Below are 25229 nucleotides of genomic sequence, written 5' to 3' on the forward strand. Positions count from 1 at the left end.
CGGCTCATTGAACGTCAAACGCAACCGGCGTGATGAGCCAGTTAGCGGGATTGATCAACTGGAAAACGCCCGTCACGGTGACGTTTTTCCCCTCGAGTGCTTCCCGGTCCAGCCCCGCCAGCACCTGGGCCTTCATGGCATCGTTCAGCGCCGCGCCGGCGTTCTGATATTCGATCTGGTTCTTGAATTGCCCGAACTCGATCTCGCCCGTGGCATCGCGCAAGACCGTGCCATTGATGGCGGGCCCCGTCTGAACGCGAATCGTCAGATCGCCCGGCGCCGCGTCGGTTTCGATGACATAGGTCCCCGAACTGCCCTCACCCACGACGCCGGAGACGGTCACCGGAATGATGGGCCCGATGCCCGCCGGTACGCCGTACCGCTCGCCGGCGGCACTGCGATCTTCGTCGAGAGCACTCGCCAGCTCGCCGACGCCGACGGCACGTGCCTCGACATCGTCACGAATTTCCGGGAACGTCTCCTCGGCGAATTGCGCCAGCTTCGAGCCTTCGCCCTCGGCATCCGCCTCGATCGGCATGACCTTGGTATCCCATGCCATGACGGCAAGCAGAACTACCACGGCACCTGCCATCAGGATGCTGCCGCGCCCCTTGCGCGATGGCTTGGCGGACATGGCGGCGGTACGTGTATTCATGGTGCGCGCCCCTGAGGTCTCGTTGGTGAATGGTCAAAAGAGATGCAGGTCCCGGCGCCCGGGCTCTGACATCAGGCGCCGGGCACGAGGATGACCTTGAGCGCGCTGCTGTCGTGCCTCATCAGCTCGATGCCCTTGTGGAAATCCTCCAGCGGCAGCTTGTGGGTCACCACCCCGTCGGTGGGGAAATCGCCGCTCTCGATGCCCTCGATCACGTGCGGATAGCAGTACGGCCCCAGGTGCGCACCGAGCACGTCCAGTTCCTTGCGATCGCTGATGATGCTCCAGTCCACGGTGACCGGATCCTTGAACACGCTGAACTCCACGAAACGTCCCAGCTTGCGCAGCATCGCCAACCCCTGCTCCACGGACTTGGGCGCGCCGGTGGCCTCGATGTAGATGTCGCAGCCATAGCCGTCGGTCATGTCCTTGACGATCTGGACCACGTCTTCCTCGCTGGGGTTGAGCACCACATCGGCCCCGAACTTGCGGGCCAGCTCCAGGCGCTCGCCGTGCAGATCCAGCACCACCAGCTTGGCAGGGCCGGACTTCTTGGCGGGACCGATCATTCCCAGCCCCAGGGTGCCGGCGCCGGAGAGGACCACCACGTCGCCCAGTTGAATCTGTGCCCGCTCCACCGCATGCATCGAGCAGGAGAACGGCTCGGTCAGCACGATGTTCTCCACCGGAACGTTTTCCGGCAGCTTGTGGTTGATGGCCTCTCGGGGAAACTTCATGTACTCGGCCATGCCGCCGTTGACGTTGTTCTGGAAGCCGTAGACGTCATGCTTTTCGCACATCCAGTACTGGCCGCGATGGCAGAAACGGCAGTCCCAGCACGGCACGATCTGCTCGGAGATCACGCGGTCGCCGATGTCGAATCCCTTGACGCCAGGCCCCAGCTTGACGACATGGCCGACGAACTCGTGGCCCGGGATCATGGGCGCCTTGATGTACGGCGGCTGCGTCTCGTCGCCCCAGAAGCTCGGCGCCCCCTCGTACGCCTTGAGATCACCGGCGCAGATCCCGCAGGCCTCGACCTTGATCAGAATCTCCTTTTCGCCAATCTCGGGTACCGCGACTTCTTCGAGACGATAGTCCTCCGGCGCATACGCGACGATCGCGCGCATCGTCTGCGGGATATCGGGGGACGGGGTGAGCGTATCGTTCATGACGGCCTCCACTGAGCTTGCGTGTTCTGTATCATTTGATCTTGTGTTGCTCAAATGAATTAACGCTTTTCAGTATAGCCAGGTCAATGAACTCGGCGAGGTTTTCGTCTTATACTTTAGGATTGCCGTACAAGTAACTGAAAATAAAAAGGAAAAAAGAAAAGGCAGTAAAAATGACCCATGATCTGGCGCCATGATTACCCATAGCAAAGACGATCACATGAACAAATTCATGTTCATGTGATCAAACTCTCTCCCTGTCATGCGACGAATGCCTCAAGACGCCTGAGAGGTCGTCGCCTCGTCCAGGCGCAGGATGGTGTGAGCGTTGGTGACGCTAGTGGCCAAGGTATCGATGACGCCCGTACGCAGGGCGCCGAGAATCCCCGCCGCCTTGGTATTCTCGCTGGCGATGGCCACGACATCGGGAATTCGCGCCAGATCGGTGATGGTCAGGCCGATGACCCGCCCCTGCATCGGCGTTTCCGAGGGGCGGCCATGCATGTCGATGAAGTCATACCCCATCATGTCGCCCACCGTGCCCGACAGGCGTGCCTCGGCGATTTCCTGCGGCGTGAACCAGCCCATGCGCACCATGTTGCTGTCCTCGCTGAGGTCGCCCACGCCGATCAAGGCGACATCCGCCCGCCGCGCGCGGTCCAGGGTCTGGCGCACGGTGGGGTTTTCATACATCGAGTCGCGCAGCGCCGGATTCTGCACGAGCGCCGGCGCATACAGCGTCTCGCTTTCCCCGCCGTACTTCATCGCCAGTCGGCGACAGATATGATCGGGATTCATGTACTCCCCGGCGCGCAGGGATCCGCCGATCGCGCAAACGAACGAGCATTTGCGCTCCCCCTGTTCGAACACGTTATCGGCCACGGCCCCTACATTGCGTCCCATGCCCACCGCCACGATCGAACCATCGTGCAGCGAACGAGAGAGATGATCCGCCACCAGGCTGGCCACGCCGGAACGCTGGGTATCCGGATCGGCGTGATCGAGCGCGATCAACGCCCGCTTGATGCCGAAACGCCGGATCAGCGCCTGTTCGAGCTCGGCGCTCACCGCCGGGTGCTGGCGCACGCGTACGTCGACGATGCCCTCGGCATGCGCGCGCTTCAACAGGCGCCCGGCCTTGACGCGCGAAATGCCCAGCCGGTTGGCGATGGCCTCCTGGGTCTCCCCCTCCACGTAATACAACGTGGCGATTTCGGTCATCAGCGCAACATCGGCGCTCTCGGCACGTTCACTCATGACTGCTCCTCACGCGATCCGCTCGAACGATGCGCACAAGATACCACAGCGAACAAGCGCGCTCTCGGCGATCAGACGCGCGGCGGGTCACGAAAGGTTTCGCGCTCGTAGGCCAGGATGCGCGCCACTTTCTCGCGCGAGCCACCGCCGGCGAACTCGGTCGCCAGGAACGTCGTGACAATGGTCTTGGCCAGCTCAGGGCCCACCACGCGAGCGCCCAGCGTCACGATCTGCGCATCGTTGCTCGAGCGCGCCTTGGCGGCCGAATAGGTATCGTGCGCCTGGGCGGCACGAATGCCACGCACCTTGTTGGCCGAAATCGCCACCCCGATGCCGGTACCACACACCAGCACCCCGCGTTCGACCTCTCCCGCCTCGATGGCACGTGCCACCTTGACCGCTACATCCGGGTACAGCACCGGCTCGGCATCATAGGTGCCGAAGTCCACCGCCTCATGTCCCAGCGCTCGGACGTGCTCGATCAGCAACGCCTTGAGCTCGTAGGCGGCCTCGTCACCCCCCAGGGCAACGCGCACCGGGGCCGTGTGACCGGCCGTGCGTGAATCTGACATGTCTCGTCTCCCTAACGAATCCTCCCACCTGCGATCGATCATCCGCTTGAATCGATCACGACATGTTCAAAATATCACCTAACGAACATTTGTAAAATTATATCGTGACCTCTGTCAGCCTTGGCGCCATGACAACGTCCTGCACGAAAAAGCGCAGATCCGGAATAACAAACAAAAAATCAATACCTTATGCGGATAAAAACACATTTCTCGCATATGTCACGACCAAAGTCTCACAACCTGAGCGCCGACGCGGCTTGACAGGCTCAGGCCACAAGCCTAAACATCTGATCAGTTAAAGATCATTCTATACAGTCCTATCCATGACGTGACCGCCAGCCCGTCGAAGCCCGGCCCGGCGCCGACGGCCGCAACAGCCACAACAAAGGCCACAACGAACAAGAGGAATACGCCATGCAACGCATCATCAATGACCCCGACAATGTCGTGGACGATGCGCTCAAGGGTTACTTGCGCGCCTCCCCGACGTTACTCGCTCCCACCGACCACCCGCGTGTTCTCAAGTACGCTGGCCACACCGGCGACAAGGTCGGCGTCGTGACCGGCGGTGGCTCGGGGCACGAGCCGGCGTTCTTGGGGTATGTGGGCGACGGGCTGTGCGATGCGGTGGCCGTCGGCGAAATCTTTTCCTCTCCCACCGCGGATGCCTTTCTCGAGGCCTTTCGTGTCGCGAACCGCGGCCAGGGCGTCGCCTGCCTGTATGGCAACTACGCCGGCGACAACATGAATGTGAAGATGGCCAGGCAAATGGCCGAGCTGGAGGACATCGACGTCAAGACGGTGATCGCCCGTGACGACGTTGCCTCGGCCCCGGCCACGCAGCGTGACAAACGGCGCGGCGTCGCCGGCGAGGTCATGATGTGGAAAATCGGCGGCGCGGCGGCGGCGCGCGGCGATAGCCTCGACGAGGTGATACGGCTCGCGCAGAAAGCCGTCGACGCCTGCTCGAGCATCGGCGTGGGGTTGAGCAGCTGCACCATTCCCGCCAACGGCAAGCCCAACTTCTCCATCGAGCCCGGGCACATGGAACTCGGGATCGGCCATCACGGCGAACCGGGCATCGAAGTCGCGCCGCTGACCAGCGCCGACGCCATTGCCTCGGCCATGTGCGATCCCGTGCTCGCCGACCAGGACTTCGCCGGCAGCGAGGTCGCGGTGCTGGTCTCCGGGCTCGGCGCCACGCCGGTGATGGAGCTCAACCTGCTCTACGCCCATGTCGCCGACCGGCTGGAGGCCGCCGGGGTGAAGGTTTACCGCACCGATATCGGCAACTATTTCACCTCGCTGGAAATGATGGGCGCCACGCTCACGCTGATGAAGCTCGACGATGAACTCAAACCGCTGCTGGATGCCCCGGCGCGTTCGCTCGCCATCACGCAGCGTTGACCGCTATCAAGGGAGACCCACATGCAATTTCTGGATGCGACCCACGGCAAGGAAATTCTCGAGGAGCTGGTCGAGGTCATCGTCGAGAACCGCAACTATCTCAGCGAAGTCGACGGTGCGATCGGCGACGGCGACCATGGCATCAACATGGCCAAGGGGTTCCGGCTCTGCGGCGAATCGATCGCCGGTCAGTCGCTGTCGCTTTCCAAGGCGCTGGGCACGCTCGCCACGACCCTGATGGGCTCGATCGGCGGGTCCATGGGGCCGCTATACGGCAGTCTCTTCATGGGCATGGCCAAGGCGGTCAAGGACAAGGACGCCATCGACGCCAAGGACTTCGGTGACATGCTGGCCGAGGGGCGCCAGTCGCTCGAGCAGATCAGTGACGCCAGCGTGGGCGACAAGTGCCTGCTCGACACCCTGGTACCCGCCATCGACGGCTACCGCCATGCTCTGGATGCCGGGGAGGATTTCCCCCAGGCACTGCAGGCGCTGCGCCACGGCGCGCAACGTGGTTGCGACTCGACCCTCGAGCTGGAAGCCAAGATCGGCCGCGCCGCACGCCTCGGGGAACGCTCGCGCGGGCACCTGGATGCCGGCGCGGTCTCCTGCTGTCTGCTGCTGACCCGCTTGGCCGACAGCACCGAGCGTCGCCTGGAAAAGGCCGCCGCCTGACCGCCGATCACGGCCGTTCGCACCTCCTTCCATTTCCCGGCCCACGGCGCTGTTCTGCCGTCGTGGGCGCCATCGCCCGCATCCAGCGGCGGAGCTCATCATGGTTTCACAACTCGACTCACTCAAGGCGCAATCCCTGGTGGTCGCCGACACCGGCGATCCCGCCGCCATCGAGCGCTACCGGCCCGTCGACGCCACCACCAATCCTTCGCTGATCCTCAAGGCATTCGAATTGCCTGACTATCAGCCCCTGATCGACGAGGTGCTCGACGAAGCGCGCCGCGAAGGTCGGCATGACGCCGACCAGCTGGAACGCATCGTCGACCGGCTCTCGGTGGGCATCGGCAGTGAAATCGCGCAACGCATTCCCGGGCGAGTCTCCACCGAGGTCGCCGCCAAGTACTCGTTCGACACCCAGGCCAGCATCCGCAAGGCCCACGAACTGGTGGAGCGCTACGATGCCCTGGGGGTCGGCCGCGACCGCGTCCTGATCAAGCTTGCCTCGACCTGGGAAGGCATCCGTGCCGCCGAAGTGCTCGAAGGCGAAGGAATTCAGTGCAATCTGACGCTACTCTTCAGTGAAGCGCAGGCGCAGGCCTGTTTCGACGCCGGCGTGTTTCTGGTCTCGCCCTTCGTGGGGCGTGTCACCGACTGGTACCAGAAGGAAACCGGACAGACCTTCGGTCCCGACGACGATCCCGGGGTCCAGTTCGTGCGCCAGGTATGCGAGCGTGCCGACCAAGGCGGATACGACACCGTGGTCATGGGCGCCAGTTTCCGTACGCCCGAGCAAGTCCTGGCGCTCGCGGGCTGCCCCCGCTTGACGATTTCTCCGGCCCTGCTGGAGACGCTCGACGCGCGCGAGGGCGGCATCGATGCCCAGGTCCGTTTTCGTCGACCACCGGCCCGGCCTGCGCCAGCACTCGACGAAAGCACTTTTCGCTGGCGACACAATCAAGACCCCATGGCCATCGACAAGCTGGCCGAAGGCATTCGACGCTTCGCCGACGACCAGGCTTGTCTCGAGGACCTCATTGCCGATCGTCTGACCGGCTGAACCCGCTCACGGAGGAGATCACGATGCCTTCCCGCTTCACGCTGGCCAATGCCATTCGCGCCCTTTCGATGGATGCCGTGCAGGCCGCCAATTCCGGCCACCCGGGCGCCCCGATGGGCATGGCCGATATCGCCCAGGTACTGTGGTGCGACCATCTCAAGCACAACCCCGACAACCCGACCTGGCCCGACCGTGACCGCTTCGTGCTCTCCAACGGCCACGGTTCGATGCTGCTGTATTCGTTGTTGCATCTCAGTGGCTACGATCTGGCCATCGAGGACCTCAAGGCCTTCCGCCAGCTCCACTCGCGCACGCCCGGGCATCCGGAACTGGGCTACACCCCGGGCGTCGAGACCACTACCGGACCGCTGGGTCAGGGGCTGGCCAACGCCGTGGGCATGGCACTCGCCGAACGCACCCTGGCCGCGCAATACAATCGTCCCGGCCACGACATCGTCGATCACCGCACCTGGTGTTTCGTCGGCGACGGCTGCCTGATGGAAGGCATCAGCCACGAGGCATGCTCGCTGGCCGGCACCCAGGGCCTCGGCAAGCTGACGGTGTTCTACGACGACAATGGCATCTCCATCGACGGCGAGGTCGCGGGATGGTTCAGCGACGACACCGCCAAGCGCTTCGAGGCCTACGGCTGGCAGGTGATCGCCGATGTGGACGGCCACGATCCCGCCGCCATCGAAGACGCCATCATTGCCGCCAGGCGGGACACGCAGCGCCCCACCCTGATCATCTGCAAGACGGTCATCGGCTTCGGTGCACCCAGCAAGCAAGGCACCGAGGCCTGTCATGGCGCGGCCCTGGGAGAAGAGGAAGTCGCCGCCGCACGCCAGCACCTTGGATGGCCACATCCGCCGTTCCACGTCCCCGAGGAGGTCTATGCGGGCTGGAACGCCGCCGAAGCCGGCCGCGGCGCGGAAGCGCAATGGCGGCAACGATTCGCGCAATACGCCGAGGCCTATCCGGAGCTGGCCGAAGCGCTCGAACGCCGCTGGCGCGGCGAGCTGCCGGGCGACCTGGGCGGCAGCGCTCTGATCGAGAACGCCCAGCACGCCTGCGATACGCTGGCGTCACGCAAGGCCTCGCTCGGCGTGCTCAACCACCTGGGACCACGCCTGCCGGAACTGCTGGGCGGCAGCGCCGATCTCGCACCTTCCAACCTGACGATCTGGGATGGCGCTCGCGCCATCTCGGCCCAGGCGCCCGACGGCAACTACCTGCATTACGGGGTCCGCGAGTTCGCCATGGGCGCCATCATGAACGGCATCAGCATGCATGGCGGCTTCATTCCCTACGGAGCCACCTTCCTGACGTTCATGGAATACATGCACAACGCCGTGCGCATGGCGGCCCTCGCCCGGCGGCAGGTGATCTTCGTCTATACCCACGACTCGATCGGCCTGGGCGAGGACGGCCCCACTCACCAGCCCATCGAGCAGCTCAACGCCTTGCGCATCACGCCGAACCTGGCCACCTGGCGGCCCTGCGATGCGACCGAGACCGCCGTGGCATGGCTCGCCGCGCTCAAGCGACAGACCGGCCCCACGGCCCTGGTGTTCTCGCGTCAGTCGCTTCCCGGTCAGCAGCGCGATGTCGCTCAGCTCGCCCATGTCGAACGCGGCGGCTACGTGCTCGACGATTGCGAGGGCACGCCCGAGCTGATCCTCATCGCCACCGGCTCGGAAGTCGGCCTGGCCATGGAAGCGGCCGCCGAACTCGACGGCCAGGGGCGTCGCGTGCGTGTCGTCTCGATGCCATGCACCAGCGAGTTCGATGCGCAAAGCGCCGACTACCAGGAAACGGTGCTGCCGGCCGCGGTCACGCGCCGCCTCGCCATCGAAGCCTCGCATCCGGATTATTGGCGCAAGTATGTGGGGCCGCAGGGACGCATCATCGGCATGTCCGGCTATGGCGAGTCGGGCAAGGCCGAGGACCTGTTCCGCCACTTCGGCTTCACCGTCGAGAATGTGGTGGACACGGCGCTCGCCTTGCTCGATTGACCCGCCCGGCGACATGACTCGGACGGTCGTGTCGCCATCCGGTGTGCCGGGCTCGGCACTCGCTCAGGGGCGCCGCGACTCGATGGGTTGCGGCGCCCCCTTGATTCTCGTCGCGGTCATCGCAAGAAAGGGTATGAGGCCAGCAGGAACGGCTACCTCAGGAAGACTCGTCACCGACGACCCCGTTAAGGAGGATGACATGAGCCGCAAGACTCTCACCGCCGTCAACCCCGCCAATGATCAGGTACTCGGCGAGCACGAGATGCTCGACGACGCCGGATTGGCCGACAAGATGAATCAGGCCCGCGAGGGCTATGCCGAATTCCGCCATTTGCCGGTGGCAGACCGCCAGCGCCGGCTGACGGCACTGGCCGACTTGATCGACCAGCATCAGCGCGAAATGGCCGAGATCATCGCCCACGAGATGGGCAAGCCCTTCCATCAGGGGATTGCCGAGACACAGATTTCCTCGGCCATCGTCCGCTTCTACGCCGACAATCTGGAATCCCTGCTCAAACCCCAGCCACGTCAGGTGGAAGGCGCTCAAAAGGCCGAAATCGTTCACGACCCGATGGGCGCCGTGCTCGGCGTGATGCCGTGGAACTACCCGCTCTATCAGGTGGTACGCTTCGCTGCGCCCAACCTGGCGGGTGGCAACGTCTGCCTGCTCAAGCATGCCTCCAACGTCCCGGGCTGCGCCAAGTTCATCACCAAGCTGTTTCACGATGCGGGCTTCAAGGAAGGGACCTTCACCTGGCTGCCGATCGGCTCCGACAAGGTCGAGGGCATCATCCACGACCCGCTGGTATGCGGCGTCACGCTCACCGGCAGTGAAGACGCCGGCCGTGCCGTGGCCAAGATCGCCGGCGAGGCCATCAAGCCCAGCGTGCTCGAACTCGGCGGTATCGACCCGCTGATCGTGCTCGACGATGCCGACGTCGACAAGGCGGTGGAGCTGGCCGTGGACGGCCGCTTCGACAATACCGGGCAAAGCTGCGCGGCATCCAAGCGCCTGATCGTGGAACGCCCGATGCTGGAGCGCTTCACCGAAAAGCTCATCGACCGCGTGCAGAAGATGCGTATCGGCGATCCCATGGACGGCGACACCGAAATCGGCCCCATGTCGCGCAAGGACCTGCGCGACGACCTGCACGACCAGGTGCAGCGGGCGATCAAGCACGGTGCGCAGCTCGAGACCGGCGGCGAGGTGCTCGACCGTCCCGGCGCCTGGTATGCGCCCACGGTGCTGACCAACGTCGCGCCCGGCAATCCGGCCTTCGACGAGGAGCTGTTCGGTCCGGTGGCGTCGGTCATCGTCGCCGATGACGCCGAGCACGCCATCGAGCTGGCCAACAACTGCCGCTACGGTCTGGGCGGCACCGTGGTCGGCCAGGACGTGAAGCGCGCCGAACAGGTCGCGCGCCGTCTCGAGGTCGGCATGAGCTTCGTCAATCGCCCCACCACGCCCTTCGCCGAGCTTCCGTTCGGTGGCGTCAAGGAAAGCGGTTACGGTCGCGAGCAGAGCGAATACGGCTTCGGCGCCTTCCTCAACGTGCGCACGGTCTACATCGCCGAATAAGCGGAGCGTGAACGCACCCAACGCAAGCGCCCCCGCCCGATATGGGTGGGGGCGCTTTTTTGTTCGGCGACCGCGATGTCACGTCATGGGCAAGGCCGGCCATGGCGCGACCGGGGCTCTGCTGAGCCGGGCCCTTCAGATATAGGCGCTGGACGTGCGTGCCTGAAAGCCGCGATAGGCGCTCTCGGTCATCATTCCCAGCACACGGCCTGCATGCTTGCCAAAACGCTTGAGCAGAGTCGGTCGCGCAGTCGAAATCGTCATGGATAACGTGCCTGTGTCGGTGGATATCCAGACATTATACCTTGGTCTTTGGACCTTGGTCTAATTTCTGCACCTGGAGCGCTCCCGACGTCAGGCACTTTCTGCCAACTGCCTGCTGGACGATACCGACTGAACCGTGCCTAGAAGTTGTAGTTGATGAATCCGCCCACGTAGGCCTGGGTCGCATCACCAATCTCGTCGACGATGGGACTGTCCTTGGCGTCGCCGGTCAGGCGCGACACGCCGACCAGGCCCGTGACGGACCACGTCCGCGTGAGATAATAACTGGCACTGGCATCGGCACCGAAGCGGAAATAGCCCTCGCTCGGCGAGTACGCATCCAGCCCGGAACGCCGGCTCTCCCGCGCGGAAATGCCGAACATGTCCTCGGTCCAGGCGTCGCTTCCATAGGCGACGTTCGGGCCCAGCGAAACGGAAAGCCGCTGGGTCAAGCGCGAGCGCCAGTGCGCCTTGGCGCTGACATGGTAGCCATCCACGTCACCGCTCAGCGGCGTTTCCACGGCCGCGCTGTACTGCCAATGGCCCTCGGTGTATTCGGCCCGCAGGCCCGCCGTGACTCCGCCGTCGACTTCATCGAGACGATGCAGGTCATCGTCGTTGTCGCGTCCGAAGGTGTAACCGAGAAACGGCGATACCCGCCAGCCATCCCGATTGATGACGTTCCAGCCCACGCCATCGCGCGCGTTGATATACAGGCTATCGCCATAGGTCAGGTCAACCGACGGCCATACGGACGTTTCGTAGTCATCGCTTCCCAGATAATCGGGAGCATGGATCGCCCCCGCCCCCAGACTCCCTTGCCAGCCGCTGTCCTGTGCCTGGCTGGGCGTTGCCACCGCCAGCATTGGTAGCGCCACGGCCAACGCCGCGTATCGATATCCTGCCTGCATGTCGACCGACTCCCTGGATTCATTGCATGACCACCGGCTGACCGCCCGCCACTTGCAGGCACGCACACCCGGCCCTTTACATACGATATCGTAGGTATCCCTGGTGCGCCAGCCGTGCCAAGCACACCCGATACGCCAACACCTCGGCAACGTCGTCGCGATCGCAGGCCGGTTCGCTCAGCAGGCTGGCCAGCACATAGTCATCCTCCAGCGCCCGGCCGGACCCGGCACCCTGGTGGGGCAACATGGCGTGGGCGACATCGCCCACTAGCAGCACCCGATCACGGACATAACGCGGCAATTCGGGGGAGTTCGTGCAGGTCCGGCGATCCGGCGTGGCTCTCTTGGCGCTCAGCGAACGCCGTCGGACGCCCGCTCCGTCTCGTGCCGTGCGGTGTAACGGCGATGCAGGACATTGTAGGCGATGGCGCCGACCACCACGCCCCAGAAGGCCGAGCCGAGCCCCAGGAAGCTCACGCCCGAGGCGGTGGCCAGGAAGGTGATCACCGAGGCCTCCAGGTGCTCCTTGTGGGCGGCGAAAGCGCTGACGTTGCTGGCGATGGCGCCGATCAGCGCCAGGCCGGCCAGCACCGCCACGAACTCGCCGGGCAGCGAGGTGAACAGCAGTACGATGGTGCCGGCGAAGGTGCCGCCGATCAGGTAGAAGATGCCGTTGGCGACCCCTGCCACATAGCGCTTGTCACGATCCGGGTGCGCCTCCTCGCCGGTGCAGATCGCCGCGGTGATAGCCGCGATCACCGTGGTGATGCCGCCGAAGCAGGCGGTGGCCAGCGACGTCAGGCTGGCCACGGTGACGATCGGCCGGGCCGGTGTGTCGTAGCCGGAGGTGCGCAGGATCGCCATGCCCGGCAGGAACTGCCCGGTCAGGCTGACCAGCACCAGCGGGATCGCCAGACCGAGCGTGCCCTGCCAGGTCCATTCGGGAGCAATGAAGATCGGCGAGGCCAGCGATAGCGTCACGCCCTCGAGGCTCGCGTCTTCCAGAGCCACCGCCAGGCCGACGCCGATGACCAGCAGAAACACCAGGCAGTAGCGCGGCGTCAGGCGCTTGAACACCAGGTAGGCCAGCAGCATGCCGATCACCAGCGCCGGCACCGTGGCCAGCGACTCGAAGACACCGACCCCGAACTGGAACAGGATACCCGCCATCATGGCACTGGCGATGCCGGGCGGGATCAACTGGATGATGCGATCGAAGGAGCCGCTCACGCCGACAATGAAGATCACCGCCGCCGCGGTGAGATAGGCGCCCACCGCCTCACCGAGCGACAGCTCGGGAAACAGTGTCACCAGCAGCGCCGTACCCGGCGCCGACCAGGCCGTCACTACCGGCACGCGCAGCCAAAGACTGAGGCCGATACCGGACACGGCGGCCCCCATGGAGATCGCCCAAACCCAGGAGGACATCATCGCCGGTGAGATATCGGCGCTCTGGGCGGCCTGGAAAAAGATGGCCAGCGGCCCGGCGTAGGAGACCAGCACCGCCACGAAGCCGGCGGTCATGGCGGGAATCGACCAATCATTGAAGCGTCGCATGTCGAGTTCCTTGGCATGATCGGAGCGGAGACGCCAAGCTGACGCCACCGCAGGAGAAAAAGGACCCGTACTGCCAAGCAATCACGGGCCAACGATGGATGAGGGAGCGCGAAGCTGGCCTGATGTCAGGCGCTGGACTCGTGAGCGGCCCGACGAATGAACTCGAAGTCCCTGGTCTCGAAGACCAGTGAAATGAAAACGCCCAGCACCAAGGCCCAAAAAGAGGCGCCGATGTCCAGGATCTGCAGCCCGGAGGCGGCGATCAAGAAGGAGAACAGCCCGCCCATCTCGTGCTTGCCGGAGAAGGTCATGTGCATGGCCGAGGTGATCACCTTGAGCAGCGCCAGGCCGGCGACGATGGCGATGAAATAGCCCGGCATGGCCTCGATCAGGCTGACCACGTAGCCATAGAAGGGCGCGCCCACCACGAAGATGGCCCCGGTGATCACCGCCGCCACCCAGCGCTTGTCCGGCTTGCCGGCCTCGGGCGACGAGCAGATGCCGGTCATCGGCGCGGCGATACAGGTGCTGTGCAGGTTGAAGAAGGCCGAGATCATGGTGCCGAAGCCACCCACGGCGGTGATGGCATTGGCCGGCACTTCCTTGTAACCCATGCCCTTGACCAGGCCCACGCCGGCGGGGGTCTCCATGCCCACCAAGATCAGCGCCAGCGGCAGGCCGTAGGCCAGGAAAGCCTCCAGGGTGAACTCGGGGACGATAAATTCGGGGAAGGTCACCGAGAACTCGACGCCGGAGAAGTCGACGCCCGAATAGGCCATGTAGGCGATACCGGCCAGCATGGCCACGATCAGCGGCGGCACACGACGCAGGAAACGCGCCGACAGGAAGAACGCCAAGATCATGATCACCGCTGGTACCAAGGCATTCTCCAGCGGCGCGACCATGTTGAGGCCGAACTTGAGCAGGATGCCGCCAACCATGCCCATGACGATCGGCATGGGGATCAGCTTCATGACAATGCCCATGACCCCGGCGAGTCCCGCCACCAGCGAGATGGCCCCGGCGATCAGGGTCGCGCCGAGGGCCGCCTCCAGCCCCACCACCGGGATGATGGCGGCGAACAGTAGCGCCCCGGGGATGGAGTTGGCCATCGGCAACGGCAGCCGATAGTAGGCGGGCATGAAGAGCCCGAACAGGCCGTTGATCAGCAGGTAGCTGATGACCCAGATCATGATGAAGTGGGGATCGAGGCCTGCGGCGGTGCCGGCACTGATATGGATCACGCCGGCGCTGAGGCCGAAGATGCCGGCCACGACGCCCGCACTGGCGTTGTCGACGTTGAGGTCGCGGATGAAATCAGCCGGCGCGTGCCGCAGGCTGACCCCCTTCTCGATGTGTTTCATGCTGTGCTCCGGATGTTGTTGTCATTGATATCAGGGGCTTCCCGGCGCCGCCCCGCATGGGCGGCGTTCGGTTTTGCTGGCGTTAGCTGGTTGGCCTTGACGGAAAAGTCACCGAGCGCAGGCCTGTTCAGCGAGGCCTAACCGAGGTCTCCCCCGGCCACCGGCAATACACTGCCGGTGATGTAGCTGGCCTCGCTTGATGCCATGAACAGGATCGGCGCGGCCATCTCGTCCAGGGTGCCGTAGCGGCCGAACAGGCAGCTCTGCCTGGTCTGGTCGATATGCGCCTGGAACCAGGCCTGCTCGGTCTCGTTGCGCGGCGCCGGGGTGCCCCGGGAGACGCGCCGCGGCGGCGCCTCGGTGCCGCCGGGGGCCGTGGCCACCACGCGGATGCCGTGCTCGGCGTACTCGAAAGCCAGCGAGGCGGTCATGGCGTTGACCCCGCCCTTGGCCGCCGAGTACGGAATGCGATGAATGCCGCGGGTCGCCGCGGAGGAGACGTTGACGATCACGCCGCCGCCCTGCTCGACCATGGCCGGCAGCGCCGCCCGGCAGCACCAAAGCGTCGGCATCAGCGAGCGGGTGACCTCGGCAGAGATCTCGGCGGCGGTGAACTCGGTGAATGGCTTGAAATTGATTGCCCCGCCCACGTTGTTGATCAGGATGTCGATGCGACCGAAGTGCGCCAAGGTCTCGCGCATAGCGCCCTCGGCCCCCTCGAAGCTCTCCAGATCGGCCAGCAGGGCGATGGCTTCGACGCCCTGCTCGGTCAGCTCGGCGGCCAGCTCCTGCACGATCTCGGCGCGATCGACCAGCGCCAGGCGAGCGCCCTCCGCGGCCGCCTGCTCGGCGACGCGACGGCCGATACCTTGGGCGGCGCCGGTAATCACCATCACCCGATCCTGGAAACGTTGGCGACTCATGCGGCCTCCCCGGTTGCCTGATTGGGTGTGAACTTCTCGTAGTGGAAGTTCTGGGGTGCGATGCCCTGCTCGTCGAAGTGCTTGAGTACGGCGTCGACCATCGGCGGTGGACCGCACAGATAGACGTCGACATCGCCGTCGTGCAGCACTTCGGCGTCCATGTGGTGAGTAACGTAGCCCTTGCGCGGATGGTCGCTGCCCTCGTCGACCACCACGGTGGCGTAGGAGAAGTTCGGCAGCCGCGCCTGGAGGGCGTCCAGGGCATCGGTCTTGACCAGGTGATCGTCCTTGTTGACGCCGTAGATCAGGTGAATCGGCTGCGCGCAGCCCGAGCGAGTGCCGCCCTGCCCCTCCTCCTGCGTCCGGGCCAACTGTTCGAGCATGGAAAGGAACGGTGCCAGGCCGGTGCCGCCGGCCAGCATCAATACCGGACGCGTCATCTCGCGTAGGTAGAAGCTACCCATCGGCCCGGTCAGTTCGAGGCGCTCGCCCGGCTTGCAGCGCTCGGTAAGATAGCCGCTCATAAGTCCTTCCGGCACATTGCGAATCAGGAAGGTGGCCCGCGATTCGCCCGGCCGCGAGCTGAAGGAGTAGGAGCGATGCGCCTCGGTGCCCGGCACGCCGATATGGATGTACTGGCCGGGCAGGAAGGTCATCTCAGACCCTTCATCCAGATCGATGGCCAGCTCGATGCTGTCCTCGGAGAGCTGCTCGACCTCGGCCACGGTACCCTCGACCTTGCCGACCGCCGCCTTGCACAAGCTCGAGGCCACCGGCACCTGAATGACGCAGTCGGTCGAAGGCACCATCTGGCAGGTCAGCACCTGACCTTCGGCGGCCTCCTCGTCGGACAGCGCCTCATCCAGATACTCGTCGCCCAGATCGAAAGCACCCTGCTCACAGTGCCCTTTGCAGGTACCACAGACGCCGTCGGAGCAATCCATGGGCAGGTTGACCTTCTGCCGGTAAGCGGCATCGAGGACGGTCTCGCCTTCCTTGCAGCCGATGAAACGGGTGACCCCGTCTTCGAAGTTGAGCGCGATGGTATAACTCATGGTCGTTCTCCTCACCCGTTCCAGATGACGCCATCAGATGTGATAGACGTCGATGACCTGGTGGATGTAATCGTTGTTCAGGACCACCTTTTTACGGGTGATCAGCGGCGCCTCGCCCGATACATCCAGCGTGTAGAAAGAGGTGCCGAAGAACTGATTGGTCTGCTGGTAACGGTGACTCAGGGTGTGCCAGTTGAAGCGCAGCTCCACCGTATCGCCCTCCTGCGAAAGCACCTCCAGGTTGGAGACCTGGTGGGTGGTGCGCGGCTCGGGGATGCTGGTCGCCCCGGAGCGCTCGGTCTTGATGCGGTAGACGCGGTCCTCGAGCCCCTCGCGATTGGGATAGTAGATCAGCGAGATCTCGCTCTGCGGGTCCTCGGTCAACCGGTCGTCGTCGTCCCAGGCCGGCATCCAGAACACCACGTTCTTGCTGTAGCAGGTCAGCCACTCATCCCATTCGCGGTCGTCGAGCAGGCGCGCTTCCCGATGGACGAAGGCCTGGATATCCAGAAAGTTCATGCTCATGGCGATGCTCTCCTCTTCTGTCGCTACGGTGCTCAAGCGGACTCGGTGGCGATGAACTGGCTGCGTTCCTTGTCGATGGCACGCAGCATCTCGGCGACCCAATGCTTGTGATGCATCACGTACAGGCCTTCATCCTCCGGTGATGCGCCACTGAGCAACGGTTTCATGTCGATCGCCTTGGCATTGTCGTCGGCGCCTTCGATCCATTGTTTGGCGCCACGGGAGAGATCGTTCCACTCGGCATCCAGGCCGGCATAGCCGCTCTGACAGGCACGGAACTCTTCCAGATCATCCGGGGTGCCCATGCCGCTGACGTTGAAGAAGTCCTCGTACTGGCGAATACGCAGCGCACGGCTATCGGCGGATTCGCCCTTGGGCGCGAAGCAGTAGATGGTGACTTCGCTCTTGTCCACGGCCAGCGGGCGGATGACGCGAATCTGGGTGGAGAACTGGTCCATCAGGTAGACGTTGGGATACAGGCAAAGATTGCGGGTCTGGTTGACGATGGAATCGGCCCGCGCTTCACCGAACTCCTTTTCCAGCCACTCCTTCTGTGAATAGACCGGGCGCACCTCGGGGTTTAGCAGGCGCGTCCACAGCATCATGTGGCCGTTCTCGTAGGAGTAGAAGCCGCCCAGGCTCTTCGACCAGCCATTGGCATCCACTGCCTTGGTGCCGCCGGCGTCGTAGTTGCGCCGCTCCATGGTCGATGAATAGTTCCAGTGCACCGTGCTGACGTGGTAGCCGTCGGCACCATTCTCGGCGCCCAGCTTCCAGTTGCCGCTGAACGTATAGGAAGACGTGCCGCGCAGGACCTCGAGGCCTTCCGGGGCCTGATCGACGATGTTGTCGATGACCTTGGTGGTCTCGCCCAGATGTTCGGTGAGGGGCTGGACGTCCGCGCTCAGGCTACCGAACAGGAAGCCGCGATAATTCTCGAAGCGCGCGATGCGCTTGAGGTCGTGCGAACCGTCCTGCTTGAAGCCTTCCGGATACGCGCCGGTCTTCTCGTTCTTGGCCTTGAGCAGCTTGCCGTCGTTCTTGAAGGTCCAACCATGGAACGGGCAGGTGAAGGTGCCCTTGTTGCCACGCTTCTTGCGGCACAGCGTGGCGCCGCGGTGGGCGCAGGCATTGATCAGCGCGTGCAATTCGCCCTGCTTGTCGCGGGTGATGATTACCGGCTGGCGGCCCATGGTGACGGTCATGTAGTCGCCCGGCTCAGGAATCTGACTCTCGTGGGCAAGGAACAGCCAGTTGCCTTCGAAGATATGCTTCATTTCCAGCTCGAAGAAGGCCGGGTCGGTAAACATGCTGCGGTGGCAACGGAAGATGCCGCTCTCGGGGTCATCGACGACGGCGCCGCGAACCCGCTCCTCGAGACGATCAAGCTGAGTGGTCATGATCATGCTCCTCATGGTGTCTTGGTCGCCGCTGCTTCCCCATCTCTCTCGGCATCAGGCCCGGGTGACCCGCCCCATCGACGGGACGAGGGGAAGTCAGCGGTGATCAGTATTCGTCAGGAATGTGCCGGAATCAGGCCTCGGCCACGGCCTTCTGTGCCCGTGCCTCAACGTCTTCCTCGAGGGCACGCGGACGCTTGTGACGGCTCTGCAGGTCGGGATCGGACGTCCTGGCCAGTTCGACATCGAAGATCACTTCGGTGAACGGCCCATCCAGGCCACGCTTTTCGGCCTCGGTTGCGTCCTCGATGCGCTGAGCCTCGACTACCAGCTCTTCACGGGTGGCGAAGGCGAAATCATCGAAAGTGTAGGGGTCGCCGGCCAGATTGATCTGGGTAGTCAGATGACGGTACCCCGGCGCAGAGATGAAAAAGTGAATATGCGCCGGGCGCTGGCCATGGCGGCCCAAGGCCGACAGCACCTGGTCGGTTGGGCTTTCCGGAGGTACGCCATAACCGGAAGGAATGATGCTGCGCACCCGGTAGCGCCCTTCCGCGTCGACCATGATGGTCCGGCGCAGGTTGTAGTCCGACTGGGACGGATCGAAGAAGGAGTAGTTGCCCTTGGAATCGGCGTGCCATATCTCGACCTGGGCGTCAGGGATCGGGTTGCCGTCGGTATCGCGGACCAGCCCGGTCAGCCACATGATCTCGGCGTCGGTATCCGTGCCATCATCCATGCGTGCCTCGCCCTCACTGACGGGAGCACCGGCCACGTACAAGGGCCCTTCGATGGTGCGCGGCGTACCGCCACTCAGGCCGGCCTGCTCGTCAGCCGCATCCATGCGCATGTCCAAGTAGTGATCGAAGCCCAGTCCCGGCGCCAGCAAACCGAACTGGCCGGCCTTGCCCAGTTCATTCAACAGGCTGACGGTGGACCAGAACTCCTCGGGCGTGACGTCGAAGTCATCCATCAGTTGGTACACATCGGACAGCAGGCGATGCATGATCTGCTTGGCGCGCGCATTGCCACCGGCTTGCTCGAAACCACTGACGGTATTCAAAAATTCCTGAACTTCGCGGGTATCGTAAATCTTGACGGTCATGGTCGTTACCTCACTTGTTGTAGTCATTGGTCGTCTATGAACTGGCGTGGCTAGATGTACCTGGGGCCTGCAAGGTCTCGCTCTCGTTCAGACATCCCCATCGCGTACGGACGACGGGTGGCGGCATAGCGGCTTGACGCGGATATCCATGTAAGGGAACAGCGGCAAGCCACTGATGATTTCCTGGAGTTCGGCGTTGTCCTCGACATCGAAGACACTGACGTTGGCGTAGCTGCCAGCGACCCGCCACAGGTGGCGCCATTTGCCCTGGCGCTGCAGATCCTGGGAATAGGCCTTCTCGGTCGCCTTGATGTCGGCGGCCTTCTCGGCCGGCATGTCGGGGGGCAGCTTGACGGTCATTTCGACGTGAAACAGCATGATCGGTCTCCCGAGTGGATGATTGGCCTCGAGCCTCAGCCGTCCTTGCGGCGGTAATGGCTCAGCTTGTCTTCATCGAGGGTGATGCCCAGCCCCGGCCCCTTGGGCAGCTCGGCCCCGAACTCGTGGTAACGCAGCGGCTCGGCAACGATGTCGTCCTGGAGCAGCAGCGGGCCGAACATCTCGGTGCCCCAGGTCAGGGTGTCGAGGGTCGCCCAGGCATGCAGCGAGGCGGCGGTGCCGAGCGTGCCTTCGAGCATGGTGCCGCCGTAGAGGCCGATACCCGCCGACTGAGCTACATGCGCCAGCTCGAGCGCTCCGCACGGCCCTCCGGACTTGGCAATCTTCAAGGCATAGGCACCGCTGAAGCCGTCCGCGGCCAGCGTGAAAGCGTCACGTGCGTCCTGGATTGCCTCGTCGGCGAGCATTGGCACCTGGAAGCGCTGCGACAGGCGAACCAGGCCGGCGAACTCCCGCGCCGGAATGGCCTGCTCGATCAGCTCGATGCCAGCGTCTTGCAGGGCGGCGATACCGCGTACGGCCGTGGCCTCGTCCCAAGCCTGATTGACGTCGACGCGAACGCTGGCGCGGTCACCCAGGGCCGCCTTGATGGCCGCTACGTGACGCACGTCGTCGTCGACGGCATTGGCGCCGATCTTGAGCTTGAAATCGCAGTGGCGACGGTCGTCGAGGCGCTGGAAGGCTTCGTCGATGTCCTTGCAGGTATCGCCGCTGGCCAGGGTCCACAGTACGGGCAAGTGCTCGCGCTGCGCCCCGCCGAGCAACGCGGCCACGGAGAGTCCCAGGCGCTTGCCCTGGGCATCGAGCAGCGCAGTTTCCAGCGCCGACTTGGCGATGGCATTGCCGCGCACATGGCGGCTCATGCGTGTCCGCAGCAGATTGATATTGGCCGACGGCTGGCCGACGAGCAGCGGTGTCAGGTAGGTATCGATGTTGCGCTTGATGCTTTCCGGGCTTTCCGGGCCGTAGCTCAGCCCACCGATGGTGGTGCCTTCGCCCAGCCCCTCGATGCCATCGGAGTGGCGCATGCGCACGATGACCAATGTCTGGCAGGCCATGGTAGTCATCGACAGCTTGTGCGGCCGGATGGTCGGCAAGTCGACCAGATGGGTTTCGATGGTGTCGATCACGGCGGACATGCGTGGCTCCCGAATAGCGCCCTGTGATGGATTGAAGGCAGTTTGATTGCGCGCCGGAGGGGAAACCAATATCGTTTGGGTGTCCTGCCATACCCAGGAGGTATCATGGAGCTGCGTCACTTGCGCTATTTCTGCGTCGTGGCCGATGAGCTGAACCTGACCCGGGCGGCGCAGCGCCTACACATGGCCCAGCCGCCTTTGACAAGGCAAATCAAGCAGTTGGAAGACGAAATTGGCGTTACGCTGTTCGAGAGGAGTCGACGCGGGCTGACCCTGACCACGGCGGGCCAGTTCTTCTATGAGCATACCTTGCAGGTACTGGAAAAGCTCGACACGACAATCACGGCTACCCGGCGCATTGCGCGCAGTAACCTGTTGATGTTCGGGATAGGTTTCGTCCCTTCGCTGTTCTATGGCCAACTGCCGCTGCTGGTACGCGGTTTGAGACAAAAGGATAATGTCGAGCTGTCGCTGGTCGAGCTGACCACGGTGCAACAGATTCAGGCGCTCAAGGCCGGACGCATCGACATCGGTTTCGGCCGCCTGCAGATCGACGATCCGGACGTGGAGCAGGAGGTTCTGTTCGAGGAGCCATTCATCGCCGCGCTGCCGGCCGGACACCCCTTGGAAAACACCCAGCCGACCCTGGCCGAGCTGGCCAGATACCCGCTGATCCTGTTTCCGGCATCGCCCAGACCGAGCCTTGCCGACGTCACGCTGGGCCTGTTCCGGCGCCGCGGGCTCAAGATCAGCGTGGCCCAGGAGGCCAACGAGCTGCAGACGGCACTCGGCCTGGTGGCCTCGGACCTGGGGATCACCCTGGTCCCCGAGCAGGTCGGCCGGCTCAAGCGCGACAACATCGTCTATGTGTCACTCGCCGAGAAGCACATCACCACGCCGATCATTTGCAGCCGCCGCCGCGGCGAGCCGCCTTCGCCGGTCATGCAGGAGGCCAATGCCATCCTCGAGGTGCTGGTCGAGAACCGACGCAGCGGCCGATACCCCTGAAAAGACGTGTCCATGACTCGATATGAACTACCGATGTCGGACCGGAAACGGTGCCAACCGATAGGTGACCATGACGCATCTGTCTTACGATGACAGACGGAAGCGTCGCCTGAACCAACTAGCAGAGGAGTCTTGGAGTGGCAGAATGGATTTACTGGCTGGACCTGGCGGGCGTGATCGTCTTTGCGCTGTCGGGCGTGATCATTGCCTGCCGCTCGAGGATGGATCCGTTCGGCATGCTGGTGCTGGCCGCGATGACAGGCATCGGCGGCGGTACCCTGCGCGATCTGTTACTGGGCATTCGCCCGGTGTTCTGGGTCACCGACCCCACCTATCTATGGGTGATCATCATCACCGTCGTGTCATCGATCGTCGGCTTTCATTACATTCACCGGTTATCGCGCATCGTCCTGCCCGTACTCGATGCCTTCGGGCTCGCCATCTTCACCATCATCGGCGCTCACAAGGCATTGGCGCTGGGCCATGGAGGTACCGTCGCTGTCTTGATGGGACTCCTCACCGGTGTCGCGGGCGGCATGCTGCGCGATGTCCTCGCACGGCGGGTCCCCATGGTGCTGCGCCAGGAAATCTATGCGACTGCCTCCATCGCAGGCGCCACGGCATACGTCACCCTGTACACGCACCCTATCCACCCCTACGCCACTATCGCGCTGCCTATCCTGGTGATCCTGGCGCTGCGTCTCAGCGCCATCTACTGGCGTCTCTCCTTGCCGGTATTCGCCTGGATCACCTCGCCAGCCGAGCCCTCATCGCGCAGCACCATGAACAACGCGGCGCCGTCGCCGAGCGAGATAGAAAAGACGCCTCGTTCTAAAGCCCGCGTGCGAATGCTTTCGCCCAAGCGACGGCGCAGATAGCCATTGCCAAGAAATTATTAGCACGCTACATTGTTGCCATCATTCCCTTCAGGAACGTTTCAATGGCATCCCCTAAGCTGTTCTCGCCGCTCACGCTCGGCCGGCTCGAATTGCCCAATCGCATCGTCATTTCACCGATGTGCCAATACTCCGCCGACGAAAACGGCAGCATGACCGACTGGCACAAGATTCATCTGGGGCATCTCGCCCTCTCCGGAGCAGGACTCTTGATCGTCGAGGCCTCCGCCGTCGCGCCGGAAGGACGCATCACCTCTGGTGACGTGGGGCTCTATTCGGACGACAACGAGCAGGCGATGGCACGTGTACTCGAGTCCGTTCGTGCCCACTCGCCGATGCCGGTCGGCATCCAGTTGGGCCATGCCGGACGCAAAGCCTCCTGTCAGGCACCTTGGGAAGGCGGGGCTCAGCTAAGCCTGGAAGAGGGTGGCTGGCAGACCGTGGCGCCTTCCGCCGTGGCGTATCAGGACGGGCAGCGTCCGCCACAGGCGATGAGCCTAGATGATATCGAGCAGCTCAAGGCGAACTTCGTCGCCTCGGCCAAGCGCGCCGAGCGTCTGGGTTTCGAGCTGATCGAACTGCACGCAGCACATGGCTATTTGCTGCACGAGTTCTTGTCGCCGCTTTCGAACCAGCGCGATGACGAGTACGGCGGCAGTCTGGAAAACCGCATGCGGATCGTGCTGGAAATCTTCGATGCCGTGCGTTCGGTCTTCCCGGACGACAAGCCTGTGGGTATCCGTATCTCCGGAAGCGATTGGGTCGAAGGCGGCTGGAATCTGGAGCAAAGCGTCGAGTTGGCCAAGGCTCTCGATGCCCGCGGCTGCAGCTTCATCGACTGCTCCGGTGGTGGCCTGGACCCACGCCAGACCTTGAACGTCGGCCCCAACTATCAGGTACCGTTCGCTCGCCGCATGAAGCAGGAAGTCGCCATGCCGGTGATTGCTGTTGGCCTGATCACCGAACCGGAACAGGCAGAAGGCATCGTCTTCGGTGGCGAAGCGGACGCCGTCGCGCTGGCCCGCGGCATGCTCTACGATCCGCGCTGGCCGTGGCACGCCGCCGCCAAGCTCGGCGCTACCGTACATGCCCCGAAGCAGTATTTGCGCAGCCAGCCGCATACGCTCAAGAAGCTATTCGGCTAACGCGACATTCACGCGTCGTAGGCGTTTTTCATCTTCGGCAAGAAGCGTATGAATCTATGGATTCATACGCACCACCGGCTTGATGGTCCTGCCGGACTTGGAATCCGCGAATGCCTCTTCCAGGGCGTCGAACTCGTAAAACGTCACCAGCTTGTCGAACGGGAATTGCCCCTGGCGGTAGTAGTCGATGAGCTGGGGGATGAACACCTTGGGCACCGAGTCGCCCTCGATCACGCCCAGCATGGTCTTGCCTTCCGCCATCAGGTCATTGTGCACATCCAGCGTGACCTCCGGCGTCACCCCCACGATGGCCAGCTGGCCCAGCGGGCGCAACGCATGCAGCCCCTGGCGCACCACCTGCGGCACGCCGGTCGTTTCGACGGCGTAGTGCGCCCCCGCGCCGGTCACGGCACGAATCTCCTCTACCACGTCCACCTGGCGGCCGTTGAAGACATGCGTGGCCCCCAGCTCCCTGGCGAGCGACAAGCGATTGTCGTGCACGTCGACGGCGATGATCCGTGCGCAGCCGGCGATACGGGCCGCCATGACGGCGCTCAACCCCACCGCGCCACAGCCGTAGACCACCAGGCTGCTGCCGGACGCAGGCTTGAGGCGATTGAGAACCGTGCCGCTCCCGGTCTGAACGCCACAGCCCAAGGGGGCCAGCAAGCCCAGGTCGAGGTCCGGATCCACCTTGACCGCGTTGCGCTCATGCACCACCGCATGGGACCCGAACGAAGACTGCCCGAAGAAGGTGGACACCGCTTCGTCACCTCGATGCAGGTAGCAGGTCCCGTTCTCGGCACGCCCGCCGAAATTCAACTCGTTCATGCGCATGCACACGGTAGGGTGACCGGTCAGGCAATGCTCGCATGCGCCGCAATGGGCAAACGACAGCACGACATGGTCCCCCGGCGCGAACGCCGTGACCTCGCTCCCCACGGCTTCCACCACCCCGGCGCCCTCGTGCCCCAGAACGACGGGAAACGGCGTCAGTTCCAGGTCCCGGGCGACGGCATCCGTGTGGCACACCCCGGTGGCCACGATGCGCAGGCGCAACTCGCTGGCCCCCGGCTCGGTCAAGGTCAGGGTCTCCACCGAGAAGGGCCCGCCCTTGTCTCGCGTCACGGCCGCTTTGATTTGCATGGA

25 protein-coding genes are annotated in these 25229 nt (G+C 63.8%); 8 read left to right on the top strand and 17 right to left on the bottom strand.

What is annotated here, in order from left to right:
• Window positions 1-4: 4 nt before the first annotated feature.
• The 4 genes from ABGX75_RS14105 to ABGX75_RS14120 form a co-directional block, all read right to left on the bottom strand.
• Window positions 5-655, bottom strand: a complete 651-nt coding sequence (locus ABGX75_RS14105; RefSeq protein WP_011505668.1) for a DUF2291 domain-containing protein — start codon at window positions 653-655, stop codon at window positions 5-7.
• 71 nt (window positions 656-726) lie between these two features.
• On the bottom strand, window positions 727-1827 hold the full coding sequence (locus ABGX75_RS14110) for an erythritol/L-threitol dehydrogenase (protein ID WP_011505667.1): 1101 nt from the start codon (window positions 1825-1827) through the stop codon (window positions 727-729).
• 276 nt (window positions 1828-2103) lie between these two features.
• Window positions 2104-3084, bottom strand: a complete 981-nt coding sequence (locus tag ABGX75_RS14115; protein ID WP_011505666.1) for a sugar-binding transcriptional regulator — start codon at window positions 3082-3084, stop codon at window positions 2104-2106.
• Between the two features lie 71 nt (window positions 3085-3155).
• Window positions 3156-3656, bottom strand: a complete 501-nt coding sequence (locus tag ABGX75_RS14120; protein WP_110060812.1) for an RpiB/LacA/LacB family sugar-phosphate isomerase — start codon at window positions 3654-3656, stop codon at window positions 3156-3158.
• A 414-nt stretch (window positions 3657-4070) separates the two neighbouring features.
• Between ABGX75_RS14120 and ABGX75_RS14125 the strand changes: the two genes are divergently transcribed.
• The 5 genes from ABGX75_RS14125 (at window position 4071) to ABGX75_RS14145 (ending at window position 10389) form a co-directional block, all read left to right on the top strand.
• A complete protein-coding gene (locus ABGX75_RS14125) occupies window positions 4071-5063 on the top strand; it encodes a dihydroxyacetone kinase subunit DhaK (protein WP_011505664.1) in 993 nt (330 codons plus the stop codon).
• A 21-nt stretch (window positions 5064-5084) separates the two neighbouring features.
• A complete protein-coding gene (gene dhaL / locus ABGX75_RS14130) occupies window positions 5085-5738 on the top strand; it encodes a dihydroxyacetone kinase subunit DhaL (protein ID WP_011505663.1) in 654 nt (217 codons plus the stop codon).
• Window positions 5739-5838: 100 nt separating this feature from the next.
• Window positions 5839-6795: a transaldolase gene (tal, locus tag ABGX75_RS14135; protein WP_110060813.1), complete on the top strand. Its 957-nt coding sequence runs from the start codon at window positions 5839-5841 to the stop codon at window positions 6793-6795.
• 23 nt (window positions 6796-6818) lie between these two features.
• A complete protein-coding gene (gene tkt / locus ABGX75_RS14140; RefSeq protein ID WP_110060814.1) occupies window positions 6819-8810 on the top strand; it encodes a transketolase in 1992 nt (663 codons plus the stop codon).
• Window positions 8811-9009: 199 nt separating this feature from the next.
• Window positions 9010-10389 (top strand): NAD-dependent succinate-semialdehyde dehydrogenase, encoded by a 1380-nt coding sequence (locus ABGX75_RS14145; RefSeq protein ID WP_181396241.1) that lies wholly within the window; start codon window positions 9010-9012, stop codon window positions 10387-10389.
• 135 nt (window positions 10390-10524) lie between these two features.
• Here ABGX75_RS14145 and ABGX75_RS14150 read toward each other — a convergent pair whose 3' ends face one another.
• From ABGX75_RS14150 to ABGX75_RS14205, 12 genes are all read right to left on the bottom strand, one after another.
• Entirely contained in the window at window positions 10525-10653 is a 129-nt protein-coding gene (locus tag ABGX75_RS14150; protein ID WP_256985256.1) for a hypothetical protein, read from the bottom strand.
• Window positions 10654-10793: 140 nt separating this feature from the next.
• Window positions 10794-11564 carry a MipA/OmpV family protein gene (locus tag ABGX75_RS14155; protein ID WP_110060816.1) on the bottom strand — a complete coding sequence of 257 codons (771 nt, stop codon included), beginning with the start codon at window positions 11562-11564 and terminating at the stop codon, window positions 10794-10796.
• 76 nt (window positions 11565-11640) lie between these two features.
• The gene (locus ABGX75_RS14160; RefSeq protein ID WP_256985255.1) at window positions 11641-11865 is read right to left on the bottom strand and encodes an FAD-dependent monooxygenase; all 225 of its coding nucleotides are present in this window, start codon (window positions 11863-11865) and stop codon (window positions 11641-11643) included.
• A gap of 50 nt (window positions 11866-11915) precedes the next feature.
• Window positions 11916-13121 carry a benzoate/H(+) symporter BenE family transporter gene (locus tag ABGX75_RS14165; protein WP_110060818.1) on the bottom strand — a complete coding sequence of 402 codons (1206 nt, stop codon included), beginning with the start codon at window positions 13119-13121 and terminating at the stop codon, window positions 11916-11918.
• A gap of 125 nt (window positions 13122-13246) precedes the next feature.
• Window positions 13247-14485 (bottom strand): benzoate/H(+) symporter BenE family transporter, encoded by a 1239-nt coding sequence (locus ABGX75_RS14170; protein ID WP_110060819.1) that lies wholly within the window; start codon window positions 14483-14485, stop codon window positions 13247-13249.
• Between the two features lie 137 nt (window positions 14486-14622).
• A complete protein-coding gene (gene benD, locus ABGX75_RS14175; RefSeq protein ID WP_110060820.1) occupies window positions 14623-15408 on the bottom strand; it encodes a benzoate diol dehydrogenase BenD in 786 nt (261 codons plus the stop codon).
• Window positions 15405-16463 carry a benzoate 1,2-dioxygenase electron transfer component BenC gene (benC, locus tag ABGX75_RS14180; RefSeq protein ID WP_110060821.1) on the bottom strand — a complete coding sequence of 353 codons (1059 nt, stop codon included), beginning with the start codon at window positions 16461-16463 and terminating at the stop codon, window positions 15405-15407. The genes benD and benC overlap by 4 nt, the downstream gene beginning before the upstream one ends.
• Before the next feature lie 33 nt (window positions 16464-16496).
• Window positions 16497-16988, bottom strand: a complete 492-nt coding sequence (gene benB / locus ABGX75_RS14185) for a benzoate 1,2-dioxygenase small subunit (protein ID WP_110060822.1) — start codon at window positions 16986-16988, stop codon at window positions 16497-16499.
• Between the two features lie 32 nt (window positions 16989-17020).
• Window positions 17021-18388, bottom strand: a complete 1368-nt coding sequence (locus ABGX75_RS14190; protein WP_110060992.1) for a Rieske 2Fe-2S domain-containing protein — start codon at window positions 18386-18388, stop codon at window positions 17021-17023.
• A gap of 133 nt (window positions 18389-18521) precedes the next feature.
• On the bottom strand, window positions 18522-19493 hold the full coding sequence (gene catA, locus ABGX75_RS14195) for a catechol 1,2-dioxygenase (protein ID WP_110060823.1): 972 nt from the start codon (window positions 19491-19493) through the stop codon (window positions 18522-18524).
• Between the two features lie 87 nt (window positions 19494-19580).
• Complete coding sequence (catC, locus tag ABGX75_RS14200; RefSeq protein WP_110060824.1) at window positions 19581-19871, bottom strand: muconolactone Delta-isomerase; 291 nt, start codon at window positions 19869-19871, stop codon at window positions 19581-19583.
• Window positions 19872-19906: 35 nt separating this feature from the next.
• Window positions 19907-21031 carry a muconate/chloromuconate family cycloisomerase gene (locus tag ABGX75_RS14205; RefSeq protein ID WP_110060825.1) on the bottom strand — a complete coding sequence of 375 codons (1125 nt, stop codon included), beginning with the start codon at window positions 21029-21031 and terminating at the stop codon, window positions 19907-19909.
• A gap of 105 nt (window positions 21032-21136) precedes the next feature.
• On the opposite strand from ABGX75_RS14205, the gene ABGX75_RS14210 reads away from it, so the two are divergent.
• The 3 genes from ABGX75_RS14210 to ABGX75_RS14220 all read left to right on the top strand — a co-directional run bounded on the left by ABGX75_RS14210 (window position 21137) and on the right by ABGX75_RS14220 (window position 24080).
• Complete coding sequence (locus tag ABGX75_RS14210; protein WP_110060826.1) at window positions 21137-22039, top strand: LysR family transcriptional regulator; 903 nt, start codon at window positions 21137-21139, stop codon at window positions 22037-22039.
• Between the two features lie 137 nt (window positions 22040-22176).
• A complete protein-coding gene (locus ABGX75_RS14215) occupies window positions 22177-22917 on the top strand; it encodes a trimeric intracellular cation channel family protein (RefSeq protein ID WP_110060827.1) in 741 nt (246 codons plus the stop codon).
• A 62-nt stretch (window positions 22918-22979) separates the two neighbouring features.
• Window positions 22980-24080, top strand: a complete 1101-nt coding sequence (locus ABGX75_RS14220) for an NADH:flavin oxidoreductase/NADH oxidase (RefSeq protein WP_110060828.1) — start codon at window positions 22980-22982, stop codon at window positions 24078-24080.
• 54 nt (window positions 24081-24134) lie between these two features.
• Here ABGX75_RS14220 and ABGX75_RS14225 read toward each other — a convergent pair whose 3' ends face one another.
• Window positions 24135-25226, bottom strand: coding sequence for an NAD(P)-dependent alcohol dehydrogenase (locus tag ABGX75_RS14225; RefSeq protein ID WP_110060829.1), 1092 nt, complete (start codon window positions 25224-25226; stop codon window positions 24135-24137).
• Window positions 25227-25229: the final 3 nt, after the last annotated feature.

Origin of the sequence: Chromohalobacter sp. (assembly GCF_039830575.1) — a bacterium.
Classification (GTDB): domain Bacteria; phylum Pseudomonadota; class Gammaproteobacteria; order Pseudomonadales; family Halomonadaceae; genus Chromohalobacter; species Chromohalobacter israelensis.